Raw genomic sequence first — 19,709 nt, 5'->3', positions numbered from 1 at the left:
CCGAAGCTCTTCGTGCACCGGTGTGAGAAGAACTTTGGGGCGGTGAAGTTGAATGTTGGGCGGTGTGAGGTGAAGTTTCGGGGGCGGAGGTCTTCGTTGCGAGACTACGTTTGTAGCGGTCCAGCCAGACGCCGTGTGACAAGCAAGCGTGCGATGACATCTACCTCACAGATCGAACTGAGCGCAAGTGACGAAATTCATAGCGCCTACCTATATTGGGTGAAATCCTTCCGAAAAACAACTATTCGAATTCAAATGGCAGACTAATTAATCCGACTCACTGCTTTCGGCGAGTTACAGCTCTACAAGTCAGCCTTCGGTCCCGCATTAGCCATGCTCATGAGGAATAGTCATGGAAGTCTACAAAGTGTACGTCCACACCAAGGACGACCCGCATGTATCTGAAATGGTTGTAGCTGCCTCGTCAAAGAAGGAGGCTGAAGAGCGTGCCCTTGCACACGTGAAGAAGAGCAACCCATATAAGGGCTATCGAGCCCCCGAGGAATCAAAAGATCTTTCCAAGGTGCTTTACGTCAAGAAGGCTGGAACCAATGGATGCCTCGTTATTCACCGGGTTCCGCTTGAAGTATTCAAGCGTGTGAAAGGAGTTGCTTAATACTGATATGAATTTTTATCCATCCAAACGTTAGACATCGCAAGTCATGTCCTCAATCATTGAGCGTGTGCACGAACTACTTATTGCAGAACCAGACCCTACGCGAGACTACTACGCAGTCACGCTTCTTTCTCTGCCAGAGGGAGGATGCGGATATTCATGCTACTCCGGCTGGGTCGGCTTTACTGAGGACAGGCCTCAACGAGAAATTCGCAAGGCTTCGCTCGTACATGCCGACCGAGTTGTTGGACCTTGGCGAAAGAGCGGGAAAACCGCGCTTGTCGTTAACTCAATATCTGACTTCTGCATCTTCTTCGGTTTTGGCGGAAATGCCGTAATTGAGAAGGGAGTTGCTAATGAGATCATTCCTGAATGGCTTTCTCCTCACCCCGTCGCATGCGAAGGTGAGTTCGGTTTTGTTTGCCTAGAATCGCTGCCGTCATTCGCTCTTCAGCGGGCGCCAACACCAAAGCATCGGATGCGTATTCTTCAGCGGGACAACTATCGCTGTAGAGTTTGCGGGCGAAGTCCTAACGACCATGTTGATCTCGAACTTCACGTTCATCATATCCGGCCGTGGGCCGTCGGTGGTTTAACACAAGATTCGAACCTCATCACGCTTTGCCATACCTGCCACAACGGGCTTGACCCTCACTTTGAATTTTCGCTCTTTAGACTCCTTCCGCGGAAGAAGTCATCGGAAGGTACTGCTGAATATTTGCAGCAATTGCAAAGGTATCAGGCTGAGGCTGTTCAACGCTGGCAAGAGAGTGATGTCTAAAAACAGCGGGCAATAAGTCAATCATCCCAATATGCGTCCTATACACACTATGTCCTCCCCCTTGACCCCACCAACCTCCCCCGCCCATACTCCTGCCGTCGCCTAAACAGTGGCGACCGGGTTTAGCAGCCCGACGAATCCAGGCGGATACTCGGCCGCATTGCGGCCGTTTTTGTTCGTCACGCCCTTGGTGCGCCCTGATTTCATGATCAATGGCGGGCCGGGTGGGGAGGCTTCGGCCTGCCGGTTCCCTGGATTCCGGTCTGCTAACCCTGCTTTGGCCCGCCCCCCGTTTAGCAGCGGCGGGTGGAACAGTCCATCCAATCCAGGAGCATCCATCATGGCCGTTCAAGCCTTGGCGTGCGCGTTTCCGCGCGCGTCTGCTTCACTCCCCTGCCCTTCACCCGCGTCGCACTGCGCTTGCCACTCTGCATGGAGGGCTGCCCGATGAATACGCCGATGCAGTTTCCTTCGCCGTCCGACACGCTTTACGAGTTGACCGACAGCGCGAGCGCGATGGCCCTTACCGATCAGCTAACGGCGCGCCTTGCGCAGTTGCATGCGATGTTGTCGGCCACCCACGGCAACGCCGGCGACACGTTCCGCCACCTCTGCCATGAGCATCAGGAGCACTACATGTGGGCCTGCTACATGCTGGCCGGCGAGACGCGAGAGTTGATGACGGCGCTGGCGGAGAGGCAGCGGGTTGCGGCACTTCCGTCTTGATTGGACGGATGGAGTCCTGGGCCAGGCTGGATCGCGCTCAGGACACATCGCATGCGATGACGTGAAGCCCATCATCAAGCCGGCAACGTACGAGTGACCTAATTCATAGCATTTACCCATGTTGGGTGGGATTCTTCAGGAAACGTCTGGAGGGCAATGCGAGGCGGATTAATCACTCCTCGTCCGTCTCGTTTTCTCATTAACAGTCAGGCCATCGGGAGAGCCTATGTTTTCATTGTTCCGCAAGAAAAAGACTTTTCCAACCGAGTCCGCGTGGACAGTGTCAACGGGCCAACACAATGGCAATCCACTATTATGAGGGCCTTCCTTCAAATGAAGAAATGGATACCCTCAATGAAATTGAGGACGCTTTGTCAGCCGCCCTTGAAGATCAGCAGGCTTCTCTCCAGGTGCTCACAATCACCACAAATGGAATGCGTGAATTCATCTTCTTTACACGAGCTCCGGCTGGCATCGAAGCCAAAATAATGGCGGTTCGCTCGCAGTTTCCTAGCCGTGCGTTGCAGTTTTACGTTACGGCCGACCCCCAGTGGGATGGCTACGCAGCGTTTTCCTAACCTGGAGCGCCAGAGGAAGGTTGCGGACAAGCTAATTAGGTTCATATGCCAATTTGCATGCTTCGAGTCGCAGGCTCTACTACCAAGGTAAAGAAGTTTCTTCGCAACAGCACCCTTCAACCATCAAAGGTCTATTGGCGTGGCGACCCCGGCTTTCCCGCGAGCCGTGGTCCTATAACTGTGTCGGGGTTCAACATTCCACTGTCCGGGTCGCACGGCGAATCCATTGCCAAACAAGCCCAACAAGCTTTGGCTTTTCTTCGACAGAATCGCTGCGACATGCTTCTCATACGGGAACTGCACTTCAAATACGCCACAGTAGACTTTGGTCTACACGATCTTGCCACTGAAGATCGTCCTTGGCCGGCCTACCGACTTCCCGCAACGCTTATTCAACTGCTCGGAGAGTTCCGGTTTCAACTGGAGTTGTCTTTCTATGGCCCCCCCGTAGCGTGCTTCCAAACGCCCCGGCTCCGCGGATCTGCCGAAAACTCACCTTGGTTTCCTCTGTCGCACCAGCACGACAGTCCCCTCACCTAGTTCGTTGCTCCTCGTCAAAGCCATGAAGCACATACTGTTCGTCTGCAGTCAGAACCGACTGCGAAGCCCCACTGCCGAGCAGATCTTCTCGGACCATCCAGGCATTGAATGCACGTCCGCCGGCTTGAATCACGATGCAGACAATCCTGTCACACCCGAACTGGTTGAATGGGCCGACTCAATCTTCGTCATGGAGAAGGTGCATAAAAGCAAACTCTCATCGCGGTTCAAACGCAATCTCGCAAACAAGCGAATTGTCTGCCTCGACATACCGGATGAATACGGATTCATGGATCCAGTGCTTATTCAGCTGCTCCGATCAAAAGTACTGCGTTTCTTGCCCACAACAATCCAGTCAACTGGACCGCTTTAGGTAGTTCAACCCCTCATGACCGATGAAGAACTCAATGTGTTGCCTGCCCTGGCCTGGATGCCAAGTCGCATCCCGATTCAGGACGCGCTCGTGGCCATCGTACCTAAAGGTGTCGAATTTCCAAGAGAGCGCATTCCTTCAAGTCCAGAACAGCGGTGGTATCCGCAACAGGATGGCAGTATTCGAGTGTTGGTGCTGCATGACGGAGGGGCCTTTGACACGTCTCTATTTCACATTGCGCCGCGCGCCTGGGACCACACCACGTGTGACGTATGCAATACCCGCATACCTGCAATGACGGTCTGCTTCGTCACCAGGTACGATCCATATATTGCTCTTTGCGCAACTTGCTTTGAAAACCATGTCGTGGCCCATCTCGGCACCCTTCGCATCATGTTGTGGCGTGTCAAACGCATGATTGGTATTCATGCCGCGGCGTGACCTCGCGCGCTTCGGTCGCCGGACGCTGCGCGACGTGGCCATTCAGTGCAGCTTAGCTCCGTGCTGAGCGTCTTAAAGGGGGCGTGCTTTGCTTAAGCTTGATGATCCACGTTGGTCTGAACTACAGCATGCCTACGGCGTCGCCACGGACGTCCCGGCTTTGTTGAAACAACTCACTGACATCCCCACGTCTGAGGATGACAAAGAGCCATGGTTTTCCATCTGGAGTGCCCTGGCACACCAAGGCAATGTGTACTCTGCTTCGTTCGCAGCGGTGCCACACGTCATTGAGGCACTCGCGTCTGCGCCATTGAGTGCCGATTTTTCTTATTTTCAATTTCCGGCCTGGGTTGAGATTTGCCGCGCAAAGAACAACGTTCCGGTTCCCGAAGATATTGCTGCCGCCTATTTCGACGCTTTGTCTCGCTTGCCCGTGCTAATGGCGGCAGCTTCCTCGCGCAAGTGGGATGAGGGTTTCCTCCGTTGCGCTCTTTCGGCGGTTGCAGCAGCGAAAGGGCAACCACTGATCGCCGAGGCTGTCTTGGAGCTTTCACCCGACGTGGCGGCGGAGTTCATGGAGTGGTTTTCTGAACGCTAAGACGCCCGATCTCCTCCATCGAGAGGAACCACCTGTCAGCAGCTCCTCATGTCAAATGCTGAACGACAGGCTCAGCTGACCGACAGAAAATGCCGCACCACCGGCGCCTGCTCTCCCCGATGGAAGCGCAGCACTTCTTCCTGCAGGTCTGCCGCGGCCTTGGATACGCGGCGGTGTTGCCGCAGGTGTTCCGCCCAGGATTCGACCATGAACCATTCGAGGATCAGGCTGGGGTCGGCGGCGTCTTCGGTGACACCCCAGTCGTAGGCGCCGTCGCGGCGGCGGTCGGCGGACAGGCCGGTGAGCGCATCCAGGAAGGCCTGACGGTCGGTTGCGTCGATCCTGTATTCGATGAGGATCAGCACGGGGCCACGGTCGTATTCCACGGGAGCGGCGGTGAGCGGTTCGGGCCAATGGTTTGACGGCACCAGGTCCGCTTCGCCTTTGGGGAGTTTGAGTCGGTGGAACGCGAGGCCGACAATCGCCAGGCCGCCTGCGCCGGCGATCAGGGTCATGGGTACGCCGATCAGCGTGGCGATGCCGCCCCACGCGAGGCTGCCAGCGGTCATCGCGCCGTTGAAGACGGTGAGGTAGACGGCCAGGGAGCGGCCCCGCACCCAGTTGGGCAGGATGGCCTGGGCGATGCTGCTGAGGGTGGTGAGCGCGGCGATCCACGCGGCGCCGAGGGCGAGCAGTGCCATCAGGGCTGCCCACTGCGCTGGCGCGAACGACAGGAAGACCATCACTGCGGCGGTGACGATGGCTGACATCAGCACGATGCCGTCCGTGCTGAGGCGTGCGCGCAGTTTCGGCATGAGCATGGCGCCGCCGATGGCCCCGAGGCCGACGGCGCCGAGCAGCACACCGTAGAAGCCGGCGCCACCGCCGAGCAGCTTCTTCGCCACCAGCGGCAGGAGCGCCCACACTGAACTCGCGAGCAGGAAGAAGACGAAGGCGCGGATCAGCACCACGTGCAGTTCCCGATGGGCGCGGGCGTAGCGCAGGCCGGCGCGAAACGCCCCCGGGAAGCGCTCGGACAGGACATCGTCGGCTTTCTCCGGGCGCCGCCACCACAGCAGCGCGGCAATCACGAACACGTAGCTGATGACATCGGCCCCGTAGGTAACCGCGGCGCCCAGCTTGGCGAGGATCAGGCCGCCCAGCGCAGGGCCGACGGCCCGCGCGATGTTGATGCCGAGGGAGTTGAGGGCGACGGCGCTCTTGAGGTCTTTCTTGTCGACCAGCTCTGGGACGATGGCTTGCCAGGTGGGGCCCATCAACGCTGCGCCAATGCCGCCCAGAAAGGTGAGTCCGATCAGCGAAGCCACGGTTTGCTGGCCGAAGGCGGACAGCAGCATCAGGCAGATGCTGACCGTAGCGAGCAGCCCCTGGATGCCGATGAGGAATTTGCGCCGGTCGAGGATGTCCGACAGCACGCCGGCGGGGATGGCGAGCAGGAAGACGGGCAAGGTTGCCGCGGCCTGCACCATGGCCACGGCGGCCGGCGACACCGACAGGTCGGTCATCAGCCAGGCGCTGGCCACATCGCGGATGAAGCTGCCGGTGTTGCCGATCACCGTTGCCACCCACAGCACGGCGAAGAGTTGTTGCCGGAGGGGCGCGAAGCTGCCGGCCGCGGCCGTGGTGGTCTGTGCTGTCATGGAGCCCGTCTTTCCTTCATAGGTTTACACCGCCCAGCAGGAACAGCCCAGGGCGCCGAAGAAGCCTTTCAGATCGGCCACTGGCACCTTCGATCCCCAGGCTCTGGCGTGCGCGTGGCCGTGCAGGCCGCAGGCGCTGTTGCATCCGCAGGCGGCGATGGCCTGGCGATGTAGCGAATGCCGCCCTGCCCCATCCGGCTCGCCCCAGGCTGCATAGCCCTTGAAGGTTCGCACCGGCGACCACTCGGGCATGGCCGGAGGCACGGGGTTGTCGTCCTCCGGGGCAAAGTCGCCCGCGCCATAGACGACGCGGCCGCCCACCATGGTGAGTTCGGAGGTGAGGAAGGAGATTTCATCCTCGGCGCAGCTGAAGAAATCCTTGTCCGGCACGATCAGGTCGGCAAACTGGCCCGTCGCGATGCGGCCGCGCCGGCCTTCCTCGTTGGAGAACCAGGCCACCTTCTCGGTCCACATGCGCAGCGCGGTCTCCCGGTCCAGGCAGTTGCGGCGCGGGTAGATCTGCAGGCCGCCGACGGTCTTGCCGGTGATCATCCAGGCCAGGGACACCCACGGGTTGTAGGAGGCGACACGGGTGGCGTCGGTGCCGGCCGAGACGTTCACGCCCTTGGCCAGCATGCGGGCGATGGGGGGCGTCGCTTCGGCCGCGGCGGGGCCGTAGCGTTCGACGAAATACTCGCCCTGGTAGGCCATGCGGTGCTGCACGGCGATGCCTCCGCCCAGCGCGGTGATACGGTCGATGGATTCGTCCGAGATGGTTTCGGCGTGGTCGAAGAACCAGTTCAGGCCTTTGAGGGGAATGTCCCGATCCACTTTCTCGAACACGTCGAGGGCGCGGGAGATGGTTTCGTCGTAGGTGGCGTGCAAGCGCCAGGGCCAGCGGTTGTGGGCGAGGATGCGCACCACCTCCTCCAGCTCCCCTTCCATTTCCTGCGGCATGTCCGGGCGGGGCTGGCGGAAGTCCTCGAAGTCCGCCGCCGAAAACACCAGCATTTCGCCGGCACCGTTATGGCGGAAGTAGTCGTTGCCCTGCTTGTATTTGACGCTGGCCGTCCAGTTGAGGAAGTCCTCCTTCTCCTGCTTGGGCTTCTGGGTGAACAGGTTGTAGGCCAGCCGAACCGTCATCTGGCCTTCGTCGGCCAGCTTCTGGATCACCGCATAGTCGTCCGGGTAGTTCTGGAAGCCGCCGCCGGCATCGATGACTCCGGTAACGCCCAGGCGGTTGAGCTCGCGCATGAAATGCCGCGTCGAGTTGAGCTGGTAGTCGAAGGGGAGCTTGGGGCCCTTCGCCAGGGTGGCGTAGAGGATGGCGGCGTTGGGTTTGGCCAGCAGCAGGCCCGTCGGGTTGCCGCTGGCATCGCGGGTGATCTCGCCGCCGGGGGGCTCCGGCGTGTCCCTGGTGTAGCCGACGGCACGCAGCGCCGCCCCGTTGAGGAGCGCGCGGTCGTAGAGATGCAACAGGAAGACCGGCGTATCGGGCGCGATGGCGTTGATCTCGTCGATGGTCGGCAGCCGTTTCTCGATGAACTGATGCTCGGTGAAGCCGCCCACCACGCGCACCCACTGCGGCGCGGGCGTGATCGCCACCTGCCGCCGCAGCATGTCCATGGCGTCGGCCAGCGAGCGCACGCCATCCCAGCGCAGCTCCATGTTGTAGTTGAGGCCACCGCGGACGACGTGGGTATGGTTGTCGACCAAGCCGGGCAACACGCTGCGCCCCTTGAGGTCGATGACGCGCGTGCCCGAATCCGCGAAAAGCTGGATGTCCGCATCGTCGCCCACCGCCAGGAACTTGCCGTCCTTGATGGCTACGGCACTGGCGGTGGGCTTGCTGGTGTCCAGCGTGGTGAATCGACCGTTGCGCAGGATGACGTCGGCCGTCGTGGGTGCTGTCATGATCGCTTCTCCTCGGGCGCCTTGGTCTGCTGCATGGCCTGGCGGCCTGGTAACTGGCCGAACACATGGTCCGTGGCTTGCGATCGGTCGCAAGCGGCCGTGAAGGCCGAACCGCTCAACAACTGTTTGCCGACCGGCACGAGCTGCTCGCCGATGAGCATCCCGAGCAGCCCGACGATGGCGACGACCGGCGGCGCTGGTGAGCGCACGTTCAACAGGCTGTAGATCACGCCCACCAGCACACCGACCGCCAATGAAATCAGATAGGGTTTCATTGGCCTTGCCTCTTTCAGCCCTCGTGGGCACCGAACATCGTCTTGGCGTAGGTGATCCCGAGGCCATAGCCGCCCCCGAGCTTCTTGGCGATGCCGGTGGTCAGCTCGTAGGTGTCGGTACGGGCCCAGTCGCGCTGGAGTTCGAGCAGGTACTGCAGCGCCGTCATCGGGCGGGCACCGGCTTGCACCATGCGTTGCACCGCACGTTCGTGCGCTTCGGTGGAGACGTCTCCGCAGGCGTCGGTGATCACATAGACCTCGAAGCCCTGCGAGAGTGCCGACAAGGTCGGGCCGACGATACAGACGCTGGTCCACAAGCCGCCGAAGACGATGCGCCCCTTGCCGATCTTGTTGACCTGGGCGATCACGGCGGCGTCTTCCCAGGTGTTCATCGAGGTGCGATCCAGCAGGGCCTGGCCCGGGAAAGGCGAGGTCACCTCCTCGAACATCGGCCCGGAAAAGCTCTTTTCGGCGACGGTCGTCAGGATGGTCGATACGCCAAAGCCGGCCGCCGCGCTGGCTACCAGGCCGGCGTTGTTGCGCAGCGAGGGGATGTCGATGGAGTGCGTGGCGAAGGCCATCTGCGACTGGTAGTCGATGAGGATCAGCGTATGGTCGGTCGGGGTGAGCAGCAGCGGGCTGGGCGTGGGGGTGGCGGCGACGGTCATGGCGGCGGGCTCCTCTGATTTCGTACAACGAACGGGGTTGGGAAACTGGGGCAGACGAAGCGCTGCCTTGATGCAGGCACTATAGACAAGGCCTAACCCATTTAGAATGAGACGAACGGCATGGCATCCTTTCCATTCTTGATGTCATGGATGGCCTCGCACGCCCAGACAGAGGAGTAAGGTCGCATGAAAAAATTACCGGATCTCGAGGCCTGGGCCCTCTTCGCCAAAGTTGCGGAAACCGGGTCCTTCGCCCGCACCGCCGCCGAGTTCGATCTCTCCCAGGCCACGGTATCCAAAGCGGTACTCCGCCTGGAAAAGCGCATGGGAACGGTGCTCTTCCATCGCAACTCCCGGCGCCTGTCGCTGACGGAAAGCGGCTATGCCGCGCTGGAACGGGCGACGCGCATCCTGTCCGAGGGGCAAGCGATCGAGGCCGAAGTCACGGAACAGTCAGTCAGTCTGCGCGGGCCGATCCGGATCACGGTGCCGATGTCCTTCGGAATCTCGTACCTGGCGCCCCTCCTGCCGGACTTCATGGCGCGGCTGCCCGACGTCAGCCTGGATTTCCATTTCACCGACGAGATTGTCGACTTGGTCGCCAACCGCTTCGACCTCGGGCTGCGCATCTCCACGATGGCGGATTCAAGCCTGCTGGCCCGCCGCCTTTATGCGGTAAAGATCCTGCTGGTCGGCGCGCCGGCCTATTTCGAGCGCTACGGCAAACCGGATCACCCGCGCGAGCTCGCGCAGCACCGGGGGCTGATGTACTCGAACTCACGCACTGGCGGATGCTGGCGGTTTCGGCATGATCAACAAGGCGAATTCACCCAGGCCATGCAGGCCCCCCTATGCGCCAACAACGCGGAAGCCATGATGCCCGCCCTCAAGGCGGGCCTCGGGCTGGCACTTCAGCCGGAGTTCCTGGTGTGGGATGAACTGCAGTCGGGGCAACTGGAAACGGTCATGTGCGACTGGAAAGTCGATTCGATCGCGCTGCACATCGTCACCCCACCGGGCCGCAGCCGCCCTGCCCGGGTTCAGGCCTTCATCGATTTCCTGTCGGAGCGGCTGGCGGAGGCGCCCTGGTTGCAGGAGATTGCGTGTAATGACGACTAGAAAGCCATGAGTACGAGGCAATAAGCACCAGATGACATCCAGAGCCCTCTCTCTTCTTACACTACTCCCTATTGCAGCCTATGCCGGAGTAGCGGTCGAATTTGGGACGGAGTACCCCACAACCGGATGGGGCACGATCCCCCAGAAGACCGCGGAGAGAATAATCTGGGAATTCGATGAAAAGGAGTTGCTGGACGAAGAGCTTGAAGAGAAAGGTCTGAACAAGAACTATCGAAAATACCTTGTCGGAAAACGGATACGCCTGAGCGGCAAGGGAGACAAGCATCTATTCGTCCGCCCCGCTTTTCAGCCTTACCTTAGTGCGTTCTACGGTGCGCACACATACTGCTACTGGGTCGTAGACAGCAAGAATCGCGTCATTTTCCAGAGCCGCTCGGACAAGTTCGCCGTTTTGACGCAGGCACACCATTCCATGCATGACATTCTGGTCTCCCAATGTTTCGGCGGATGGTGCTACGAGACGCCTTTCCGCTTTGATGGCAAAGAGTACGTTGAGGGAAAATGCAGAGCATCGCAGATCGTCAATCGGAGAATCACCAAGGCGTGCAGGATTGATTGATCAATTTGCAAGCTCAAGGCCGCTGATTTTTCAGGAACTCTGACGTGCCTCAAGTGTAGTGCCACCGCGCACCATGGTCGCCCACATGCACGGTGGCGCCTTGAACCATACCCCCTTACGCAAACTCATCCACCTTGGTTCCCAGCGTACCGTCCGTCGCCTTGGCGGAGGGCTGCGTTGCAGTTGCAGCCGCCGTCGTCTTTCTGCCCTGCTCGGACTCCTGCTTCTTCTGGGCCTTGAGCTGCTCGATACGCGCCTGGAGCTGGGTGACTTGCTGTTGCAGTAGCTTGATCTTCTCCGCGCTTTTGCCGGAGGTGTCCTTCTGAGCGTTCTCCAGCTGCTTCTTCACGGTCTGAAGCTGTTTTTGCAGTGCCGCAACCTGTGCGTCACTGCTCCCACTCGTGGAGGTGGAGCTGGATGCGGTCGATGTGCTGGGGATGGAGACGTTCGTTACGGATGCCATTTCAGGGGCTCATTTCATTTGGTTTTCCCGTTTTTGCTATCGGCATCAAGCTGAGTAAGTTTTAGAGCAGCCACAGGTAAAAGGATGTAAAGACCGCGTCCGCGCGAGCGGCCGAAGGACTGCCGGCTGCGCGGACGCATTGGGTTCAATGATCCCGTTCGTAGCTCACTTCTTGATGAACGGGGCGATGACATCCATCGGGAGCGGGAAAACGATGGTGGTGTTCTTGTCGGCACCGATCACGGTGAGCGTTTCGAGGTAGCGCAGCTGGATGGCCTGAGGTTCCTGGGCCAGGATCTTGGCGGCCTGGAAGAGCTTTTCGGAGGCCTGCAGTTCGCCTTCGGCGTGGATCACCTTGGCGCGCCGCTCGCGTTCCGCCTCGGCCTGCCGGGCGATGGCGCGGACCATCGATTCGGTGAGGTCCACCTGCTTGATCTCGACGTTGGAGACCTTGATGCCCCATGTATCGGTCTGCGCGTCGAGCGCCTGCTGGATATCCAGGTTCAGCCTCTCGCGCTCGGACAGCATGTCGTCGAGCAGATGTTTGCCCAGCACGGAGCGCAGCATGGTCTGCGCCAGCTGGCTGGTGGCGTTCATGAAATCGACGACCTGGATGATGGCCTTCTGCGGGTCCACCACGCGGAAATAGACAACCGCGCTGACCTTGACCGATACGTTGTCCTTGGAGATCACATCCTGCGTGGGCACCTCCAGTACGACAGTGCGCAGATCGACCCGCACGACCTGCTGAATGCCCGGAATGATGATCACCAGCCCCGGCCCTTTCACCTGCTGGAAGCGACCCAGCGTGAAGACAACGCCGCGCTCGTACTCACGAAAGATGCGGATGGCCGAGCCAAGGAAGAGAACTGCGGCCAGTATAAGAAGCGGCGTGAAAAGTCCGACGCCGATTGCATCCCAGAACATTTGATGCCTCCTGTTGTTGACGACGGTGAACGTCGGACGCAGCTGCTTCGAATGCCGCTACGTCAATTAACCTGACACTGATAAAAATGAAAAGCCTTGTACTCATCAAGACTAGGCCAGTCTGTACTTGAGCGATATGATCGTGAGTAAGATCACGAGTGCTCCATCCACGAACATGCCAAACATTCAACGTTTCCTATAGCTTGGATCAATGTACGGGCATTTGGTGCGTTATATTTTTTTGGATGGCAGACGTCCAAATGGAAAAAAGCGAAACGCTTGAGTTCCATTTTTGGCCCGGAATGGCGGGCCCTGCAGAAGTCGATGGACTTCAGTCATGAAGTGGCCACGTATTGAAAGCAAAGGGGGCCAAAACGTTTCGATCTAGTTTCGAGTCCAAAGTGGCACTCGCATTTGCTGCGGCAATGCTGGTCGTGATCGCGTTGGCTACCGCTACCTGGAAAATCGCCGACGATGCCGCCAAGGCGGCGGGGATGGTGGCACGCAGCCAGGAGGTCCTTCACGACCTGGCCCGCGTCAGAGGCTATTCGCTACAGATCGAGTTGACGACACAGGGCTTCCGCTTGAGCGGGGACCCGGCCCTGCTCGCCGAACGGGACGACGCCATAGCCGCGCGGGAGGCGAGCCTCGCAAGCATCCGGCAACTGACGGTCGAGAGCGTGGCGCAGCAGCAGCGCTGGATGGAATTGCGCAAGGTGCTCGATCAGCGGATGGCCATCGCACGGCAAGTAGAGTTGCTGCGCAAGACGCAAGGGCCGGACGCGGCCAACGTCTTTGTGGCCAACGCACCACTTCGCACGACGCGAGCCCTCACCTATCAGTTGTTGTCCGAAATGGATGCGAATGCGCGCCATCATCTGGCGCAGCGCGAAACCACCCACGCCGAGGCACGCCAGACCCTGGTGGCTGCAGGAACCCTGGCTTCGACGATGCTGGCGGGCCTCCTGACCGGGACTTACCTGTTGATCCGCCGCCAGTTGCGAGCCACGGAGGCCGGCCAGCAGGCACTGGCCGATAGCGAGGAGAGCCTTCGCACGACGCTGCATTCGATTGGCGACGCCGTGCTGGCAACCGATACCGATGGACGGATCACGCGCATGAATCCGGTGGCCGAAAGGCTAACCGGCTGGTCGCTGGAGGACGCCAAAGGGCGAGTGGTGGATACGGTCTTCCGCATCATCAACGAGGAAACCCGCGAACCTGCGCCAATCCCCGTGGCAACGGTGCTCGCCACGGGCGAGATCCAGGGGTTGGCCAACTACACTGCGCTGATCGCCCTCGACGGCACCGAGTGCCCTATTGCCGACAGCGCCGCCCCGATTCGCGACACCCACGGACAGCTTTGCGGGGTCGTGCTGGTGTTTCGGGATGTCAGCGCGGAGCGCGAGGCGGAGCGGATCATTCGCGAGCAGAATGCCCTGCTGGCCGCCGATGTGCGCCAGCGTACCGAGCAATGGCGCGAGAGCGAGAGCCATCTGCGCAGCGTAATCAGTGCTGTGCCCGCCCTCATCGCCTATGTGAATGCCGAACGGCGGTATGTCTATGTCAACGACCAGTACCGCCAGCGCTTCGCGCCGGATCGCGAGGACATCACGGATTGCACGGTGCGGGAGATTCTCGGCGAAGAGCGCTACGCCGTCGCCTGCCCCTTGATCGACAAGGTCCTGGCCGGGGAAGCCCAATCCTACGACTGGCAACCTTTTGCAGGCATCTGGCAGACCATCCAGTATGTCCCGCGATTTCAGGCCGCCGGCGGCATCGCCGGCTACTATGTGCTCGGCACGGACATCACCGAGCGCAAACGCTTTGAAGAGCGGATCCAGTCCCTCAACATCGAGCTCGAACTGCGCGTACGGGAACTGGAGCACGTCAGCCGCGCCCTGCGCACCTTGAGCGCGGGCAACCGCGCGATGCTGCGGGCTTCCGAAGAACAAGGGCTGCTCGACAGCATGTGCCGGGCCATCGTCACCGAGGGCGGCTACGGAATCGCCGTGGTGTGGTTCAAGGGCGAAGGCCCCGACCAGGCACTACGCCCCATGGCGGAGTGCGGCTATCCGGGCGGGATGGCGGCACTCAATGCGCTCGGCCTCAACCTCTCGGATACGGCGCAAGGACAGGGTGTGACGTCAACGGCCATCCGTAGTGGCACGGTGCGGCTCGTCCGCAACATGCAGACCGATCCGAAGCATGCCGTCTGGCGGGACCGGCTCTTCGGCGCGACATCCGGGCTGTCCTGCCCCCTGCGTGTGGACGGCGAGATCATCGGAGCCCTCTCCATCTACGATCCGGAACCCGATACCTTTGGCGAGGACGAGATCAAGCTGATCGCCGAGTCTGCCGACGACCTGGCCTTTGGTATTTCCACGCTGCGCGTACGGACAGAACAGGAGCGCGTGCGGGCGGCGATGCATCACCTGATGCGCCACGACGCGCTCACGGGCCTCCCCAATGCCATCGAATTCACGGAGGCCCTCGCGGCGTCGATAGACCGCCCGACTTCGGCTGAGCCCTTTGCCGTCCTGCAGCTCAATGTCGAGCGGCTCGGGGAAATCAACGATGTACTCGGCTCCAGTCGCGGGGATGAGATCCTGCAGGCCTTCGGGCAGAGACTGCGCGAGAGCATACCGCCCACGGCGCTGGTTGCACGCCTGCGTGGCGACGAGTTCGCCATTCTGACGCCCGCCAGAGACGGCATGGCCGCAATGGCCCTGGCCGACACCCTGGAAGCGAGCCTGTCCAGGCCCTTTCCAATCGCCGATATCGAGCTGGATGTCTCGGCCAAGATCGGCATCGCCCTTTACCCTGAGCACGGTACGACGGCCCAGGAGTTGTTGCGCCGAATGGGCAAGGCGCTTTATCAGGCGAAGGTTCGTGGGCTGGATCGGTGTGTGTTCGAGGCAACTCAGCAGCAGGATCAGACCGGGCGGCTGCACATGGCCGGCGAACTTCGTCGGGCCATCGGAGGCGGGCAGTTACGGCTGTTCCTGCAGCCCAAGGTGGTCTTCTCTTCGGGACGTGTTTGCGGTGCAGAAGCGCTGGTACGCTGGCAACATCCCCAGCGCGGCTTGATTCCGCCAGGTGTGTTCATCGGCCTGGCCGAACAAACAGGACTGATCAAGCCCCTGACGGAATGGGTGATCCTTGCGGCCCTCGACTTGCTGCGCGAATGGCAGGCGCAGGGATGTGCATTGCCGATCGCCATTAATCTTTCTGCACGAAACTTCCGCGACGATCAGCTGTTCAGCAAATGCCGACGCTGGCTGGCGGAACGTGGCGTAGCGCGCGGCCTGCTCGAGGCGGAGATCACCGAAAGCACCGTCATGGAAGATGCCGAGTATGCATTGCGCATCTTGCACAACCTGCGTAACGAGGGCATTCCGCTTTACGTGGATGACTTCGGCACAGGGTACTCGTCGCTGAGCTACATGCAGAAGCTCCCGGTCGACTTCATCAAGATCGACCAGTCCTTCGTGGCAAGCATGCCGGGCAGCCGGGATTCCGCGGCGATCGTGCGCTCCACCATCGATCTGGTCCATGACCTCGGCTGCGAGACGGTTGCCGAGGGCGTGGAAACCCGGGAGCACTGGGACATGCTGGCAGCACTCGGCTGCGATATCGCCCAAGGCTATTTCATCGCCAGGCCCATGCCGGCGGAAGAGTTTCCGAAGTGGGTTACGGAGTACCGGGCACCGCCTCCCGTTGTTCCGGATCGATCTGCCGGGTGAGCGGAAGCAGGGTCAGCGCTGTTTCTGCAGCTGGCCATGCTCAACTGAAGGCAGCTTGCCGAACAGGGCGCGGTAGTCCCGTGCGAAATTGCCAAAGTGCCAGAAGCCCCAGTGGGACGCGGCTTCGGAGACGGTGGCGCAGTGGCGGAGCATGGCGCGGACGCCGTTGAGGCGGACGATCTTGATGAAATCCAGCGGCGTGCAGTTCAGGCCGACCTGGAAGCAGTTCTGCAATGTACGGCGGCTCACGTTGAGGGTGTCGCAGAGTTCCTGGATGCTCGGCGGGGTATCGGGCGTGCCGACGACGATGTCGCGCACGCTCTTGATGAGCTTGAGGCGCTGGGCGTTGCTCATGCGCACCGTCTCGGTGTCGATGCGCGTCAGCATGGTGTCGATGAAGGCGTTGGCGACGGACTGCCCGAGGGAGTGCAGCAGATATTCGCTCTCCAGCGTCTGCGGGGCACGCTCGGCCATCAGCGAAATGCCGGTGATGAAGCTGCGCAGGGAGGCGATGCTCTTTTCGTCCACCTTGAGCAGTTGGGGTCTTTCGAGCACCTGGGCAATCTTCTCCGCTTCGGAGCGGCTGAGTTGCCCCAGCAGGTCCGAAGCGCGAATGACGATGCCCGACATGACCAGGCCTTCCGGCGACAAATATTCAAATCCGCCCTGCCCCGCAAAACAATGCAATGCCGCGGTGGACATGGCTTCACCACAGAAATGCCCGTTGCCGTCATAAGCCAATGGCAAACCGATAGCGACGATATCCGGCGGCATTGCGCCGGTCTGGAAAAGCGTGCTGCTGGTGGTCTCGAAAAACAATTGGAGACCGGGAAACTCGAGCTCCTTGAATTCCCCTTTGAAGGCCCCTGCGGAAAGCTGCGAGTAATGCTGCTGCCAGCCCTTCAACTGGGCGGCCTGCTCTTCCAGATCCGACGTGCGGACGGAGCGGATGTGGTTCTCACTTTCCGCCGTTGTCTCTGAAAGGGGTAGCCGCGTAAGGGACGAATCGTTCATCTCGAATTCCTGGAAGCGGGAATACAGTATCACGATAAATAGCGGCTGCAAGAGGTGTCGCCGTCGATCGCGCACTTGCCGATTTTGGACAGCACGCGCGCCCTTGCGCTTGGCGACGAACCGGAAGATGTACGCCCAACAGCGAAGATTCCCATTTAAATCAGCATCTTGAATCTCTACTTCAGGTCTGCCGATTTGCGATAGCGGCGCTTTGGGCGCTGACTTAACGTTACGGAAGGGACGCAGGAAGCGGTACGCAGTCCCCAATATCCATAACGAGGAGACAATGGTGATCAAGTTTCAAGGCTGCGGCCTGCGCGTTGCGCGCTTTGCCGCATTGGGGGTGGCGTCAGGCTTCCTTCTGAGTGCTCCGTGTCAGGCTGCCGAGCAATCCGTCAGTGCATCGGAAGCGCCGCCCTATTCGATGACGGGCAACGTTTCCTTCAGCAACGATTACGTCTGGCGTGGCCTGAGCCAGACCTTCGGCGGGCCGGCACTGCAATTCGGCGTCGACCTCAAGCATGCCTCGGGTATCTATGCCGGCTTCTGGGCTTCCAATGTTTCGGAGAAATGGGTGCCGGGGGCCAATCTCGAAACGGACTATTACGTCGGCTACAAGACCGGGCTGGCTTCGCTGTTTACCCTCGATCTCAATATGCTCTACGTCTATTACCCGGGCGGCGATTACCGCAAGGCGCTGGACGGGAAGACCTTCACGTCTTCGAAACCGAATACGCTGGAGCCATCGATTGGAATCAGCTACGACTGGTTGTCGGTGAAATACGGCCGCACGCTGACGCGCTTCTACGGCTGGAACGTCAACAATTCGGCGCCGGGCGTATTCTCGGCGGAAGACCCGCACGCTGGCGTCACCGGATCAACCCGCGGCTCCCAGTACGCCGAACTGGGCGCATCCTACGATGTGATGGAGTCGGTCAATGTGTCGCTGCAGCTCGGGCGGGAATGGATCGCCCACAGCACCGGCCTCAACTGGTCCTACGCGCGGGTCGGCGTGAACAAGACCCTGGCCGACAACTGGAGCCTGGGGCTGTCCGTCTGGGCGACGACCCGGCCGGATGCGTTCAAGAACTACGCAGCGCTGACCGGCAGCGGTGACACCGACAGCGTCGCCCGGACCCGCGCGGTCGTCTCGATCGCCCGTGCGTTCTGACCCGAGGAGGAATGGCATCCATGGAACTTGAAAAGCACGGCAAGCACGTCGGCAGCGTGACGCACCACGAGCTCAGCAAAACCCTCGGCACCTGGCAGTTGTGGGGCATCGCGGTCGGGCTGGTGATCTCCGGCGAGTATTTCGGGTGGAGCTACGGCTGGGCCGCGGCCGGCACGCTGGGCTTCTTCGTGACGGCGATCTTCATCGCCGCCATGTACACGACCTTCATCTTCAGCTTTACGGAACTGACCACCTCCATCCCCCACGCGGGCGGGCCCTTTGCGTACGCACGCCATGCCTTCGGGCCCTTCGGCGGCTATCTGGCCGGGACGGCGACGCTGGTCGAGTTCCTGTTTGCCCCGCCGGCCATCGCACTCGCAATCGGTGCCTACATGAACGTGCAGTTTCCGGGGCTCGACCCCAAGCACGTGGCGCTCGGTGCCTATCTGGTCTTCATGGGGCTCAACATCGTCGGCGTGCAGATCGCAGCCACCTTCGAGCTGGTCGTGACCCTGATGGCGATCTTCGAGTTGCTGGTGTTCATGGGCGTCGTCGCGCCGGGCTTCTCGATCAGCAACCTGATGAAGGGCGGCTGGGCCGGCCATGACAGCTTCAGCATGGATGCAGTCCCCGGCATTTTCGCGGCGGTGCCGTTCGCGATCTGGTTCTTCCTGGCCATCGAGGGCGTCGCCATGGCGGCGGAAGAGGCGAAGGACCCGAAGCGCTCGATCCCCATCGCCTACACGACCGGGATCCTCACCCTCCTCGTGCTCGCCATCGGCGTGATGATCTTTGCGGGCGCCGCCGGCGACTGGACCCAGCTGTCGAACATCAACGATCCGCTACCGAAGGCCATGAAGTACATCGTCGGCGAGAACAGCGGCTGGACCCACATGCTGGTGTGGCTGGGCATGTTCGGCCTGATCGCGTCCTTCCACGGCATCATCCTCGGCTACTCGCGGCAGATCTTCGCGCTGGCCCGCGCCAGTTACCTGCCCCAGTGGTTCGCCGAGGTGCATCCGCGTTTCAAGACGCCGCACCGGGCGATCCTGTCCGGTGGTGTGGTGGGCATCGCGGCGATCTACAGCGACGAGCTGATCCAGTTCGGCGGCCAGACGCTGACCGCCAACATCGTGACCATGTCGGTGTTCGGCGCCATCGTGATGTACATCGTCAGCATGCTGTCCCTGTTCAAGCTGCGCAAATCCGAGCCGGGCATGGAGCGGCCTTTCAAGGCGCCCTTCTACCCCTACTTCCCGCTGTTCGCGCTGCTCGGGGCAGTGGTCTGCCTCGCCACGATGATTTACTACAACGGCGCGGTGGCAGCGGTCTTCTTCGGCCTGTTGGTGGTCGGCTACGTCGTCTTCATCGCCGTCAAGGGGCGGCGGGAGACCGCGCCGCTGGACGACATGCTCGAATCCGAGGAAGAGATGCAACTGGAGCGCCAGCTCACTTCGAAGGCCAAGGCCTAACCGTGCGGGGGCCGGGCACCGCCCCGGCCCCCGCGGCAGAGAAGCA

Annotated in this window: 19 protein-coding genes; 12 read left to right on the top strand and 7 right to left on the bottom strand. The window is 60.8% G+C overall.

The annotated features are described in order from the left end of the window. Positions 1 to 352: 352 nt before the first annotated feature. From AC3QL2_RS22805 to AC3QL2_RS22775, 7 genes are all read left to right on the top strand, one after another. Positions 353 to 616, top strand: coding sequence for a hypothetical protein (locus AC3QL2_RS22805; protein ID WP_493232603.1), 264 nt, complete (start codon positions 353 to 355; stop codon positions 614 to 616). 46 nt (positions 617 to 662) lie between these two features. Continuing rightward, positions 663 to 1,397, top strand: coding sequence for an HNH endonuclease (locus AC3QL2_RS22800; RefSeq protein ID WP_493232602.1), 735 nt, complete (start codon positions 663 to 665; stop codon positions 1,395 to 1,397). A gap of 306 nt (positions 1,398 to 1,703) precedes the next feature. Next, on the top strand, positions 1,704 to 2,123 hold the full coding sequence (locus AC3QL2_RS22795) for a hypothetical protein (protein WP_493232601.1): 420 nt from the start codon (positions 1,704 to 1,706) through the stop codon (positions 2,121 to 2,123). Positions 2,124 to 2,422: 299 nt separating this feature from the next. Further along, positions 2,423 to 2,701 carry a DUF695 domain-containing protein gene (locus AC3QL2_RS22790; protein ID WP_493232600.1) on the top strand — a complete coding sequence of 93 codons (279 nt, stop codon included), beginning with the start codon at positions 2,423 to 2,425 and terminating at the stop codon, positions 2,699 to 2,701. 562 nt (positions 2,702 to 3,263) lie between these two features. Continuing rightward, on the top strand, positions 3,264 to 3,614 hold the full coding sequence (locus AC3QL2_RS22785; RefSeq protein WP_493232599.1) for a low molecular weight protein tyrosine phosphatase family protein: 351 nt from the start codon (positions 3,264 to 3,266) through the stop codon (positions 3,612 to 3,614). A 15-nt stretch (positions 3,615 to 3,629) separates the two neighbouring features. Beyond that, a complete protein-coding gene (locus AC3QL2_RS22780) occupies positions 3,630 to 4,055 on the top strand; it encodes a hypothetical protein (protein ID WP_493232598.1) in 426 nt (141 codons plus the stop codon). Positions 4,056 to 4,143: 88 nt separating this feature from the next. Further along, complete coding sequence (locus AC3QL2_RS22775) at positions 4,144 to 4,653, top strand: hypothetical protein (RefSeq protein WP_493232597.1); 510 nt, start codon at positions 4,144 to 4,146, stop codon at positions 4,651 to 4,653. Between the two features lie 71 nt (positions 4,654 to 4,724). Here AC3QL2_RS22775 and AC3QL2_RS22770 read toward each other — a convergent pair whose 3' ends face one another. From AC3QL2_RS22770 to AC3QL2_RS22755, 4 genes are read right to left on the bottom strand one after another with little or no spacing between them, the layout of a single operon-like run. Further along, positions 4,725 to 6,314: an MFS transporter gene (locus AC3QL2_RS22770; RefSeq protein ID WP_493232596.1), complete on the bottom strand. Its 1,590-nt coding sequence runs from the start codon at positions 6,312 to 6,314 to the stop codon at positions 4,725 to 4,727. Positions 6,315 to 6,338: 24 nt separating this feature from the next. Continuing rightward, positions 6,339 to 8,228 carry an amidohydrolase gene (locus AC3QL2_RS22765; RefSeq protein WP_493232595.1) on the bottom strand — a complete coding sequence of 630 codons (1,890 nt, stop codon included), beginning with the start codon at positions 8,226 to 8,228 and terminating at the stop codon, positions 6,339 to 6,341. After that, a complete protein-coding gene (locus AC3QL2_RS22760) occupies positions 8,225 to 8,503 on the bottom strand; it encodes a XapX domain-containing protein (protein WP_481114300.1) in 279 nt (92 codons plus the stop codon). The genes AC3QL2_RS22765 and AC3QL2_RS22760 overlap by 4 nt, the downstream gene beginning before the upstream one ends. 14 nt (positions 8,504 to 8,517) lie before the next feature. Further along, complete coding sequence (locus tag AC3QL2_RS22755) at positions 8,518 to 9,171, bottom strand: hydrolase (RefSeq protein ID WP_493232594.1); 654 nt, start codon at positions 9,169 to 9,171, stop codon at positions 8,518 to 8,520. A 186-nt stretch (positions 9,172 to 9,357) separates the two neighbouring features. On the opposite strand from AC3QL2_RS22755, the gene AC3QL2_RS22750 reads away from it, so the two are divergent. Next, positions 9,358 to 10,290: a LysR family transcriptional regulator gene (locus AC3QL2_RS22750; RefSeq protein WP_493232593.1), complete on the top strand. Its 933-nt coding sequence runs from the start codon at positions 9,358 to 9,360 to the stop codon at positions 10,288 to 10,290. Between the two features lie 31 nt (positions 10,291 to 10,321). Then, on the top strand, positions 10,322 to 10,870 hold the full coding sequence (locus AC3QL2_RS22745; RefSeq protein WP_493232592.1) for a hypothetical protein: 549 nt from the start codon (positions 10,322 to 10,324) through the stop codon (positions 10,868 to 10,870). Between the two features lie 115 nt (positions 10,871 to 10,985). Here AC3QL2_RS22745 and AC3QL2_RS22740 read toward each other — a convergent pair whose 3' ends face one another. Next, positions 10,986 to 11,333: a FlxA-like family protein gene (locus AC3QL2_RS22740; protein WP_493232591.1), complete on the bottom strand. Its 348-nt coding sequence runs from the start codon at positions 11,331 to 11,333 to the stop codon at positions 10,986 to 10,988. Positions 11,334 to 11,498: 165 nt separating this feature from the next. Beyond that, positions 11,499 to 12,260 (bottom strand): slipin family protein, encoded by a 762-nt coding sequence (locus AC3QL2_RS22735; protein WP_493232590.1) that lies wholly within the window; start codon positions 12,258 to 12,260, stop codon positions 11,499 to 11,501. A gap of 401 nt (positions 12,261 to 12,661) precedes the next feature. On the opposite strand from AC3QL2_RS22735, the gene AC3QL2_RS22730 reads away from it, so the two are divergent. Continuing rightward, on the top strand, positions 12,662 to 16,006 hold the full coding sequence (locus tag AC3QL2_RS22730; protein WP_493232589.1) for an EAL domain-containing protein: 3,345 nt from the start codon (positions 12,662 to 12,664) through the stop codon (positions 16,004 to 16,006). Between the two features lie 12 nt (positions 16,007 to 16,018). Here AC3QL2_RS22730 and AC3QL2_RS22725 read toward each other — a convergent pair whose 3' ends face one another. Then, on the bottom strand, positions 16,019 to 17,317 hold the full coding sequence (locus AC3QL2_RS22725) for a helix-turn-helix domain-containing protein (RefSeq protein ID WP_493232588.1): 1,299 nt from the start codon (positions 17,315 to 17,317) through the stop codon (positions 16,019 to 16,021). Between AC3QL2_RS22725 and AC3QL2_RS22720 the strand changes: the two genes are divergently transcribed. Together AC3QL2_RS22720 and eat are read left to right on the top strand one after the other, a co-directional pair. Next, the gene (locus AC3QL2_RS22720; protein WP_493232587.1) at positions 17,310 to 18,191 is read left to right on the top strand and encodes a TorF family putative porin; all 882 of its coding nucleotides are present in this window, start codon (positions 17,310 to 17,312) and stop codon (positions 18,189 to 18,191) included. The two genes, AC3QL2_RS22725 and AC3QL2_RS22720, sit on opposite strands and share 8 nt — an antisense overlap. Before the next feature lie 20 nt (positions 18,192 to 18,211). After that, positions 18,212 to 19,663: an ethanolamine permease gene (gene eat / locus AC3QL2_RS22715; RefSeq protein ID WP_493232586.1), complete on the top strand. Its 1,452-nt coding sequence runs from the start codon at positions 18,212 to 18,214 to the stop codon at positions 19,661 to 19,663. Positions 19,664 to 19,709 lie beyond the last annotated feature (46 nt).

It is taken from the genome of Zoogloea sp. GW822-FHT05C07 (assembly GCF_058800215.1).
The sequence above is the reverse complement of the archived record's forward strand: the minus strand, read 5'-3'. Positions and strand labels throughout refer to the sequence as shown.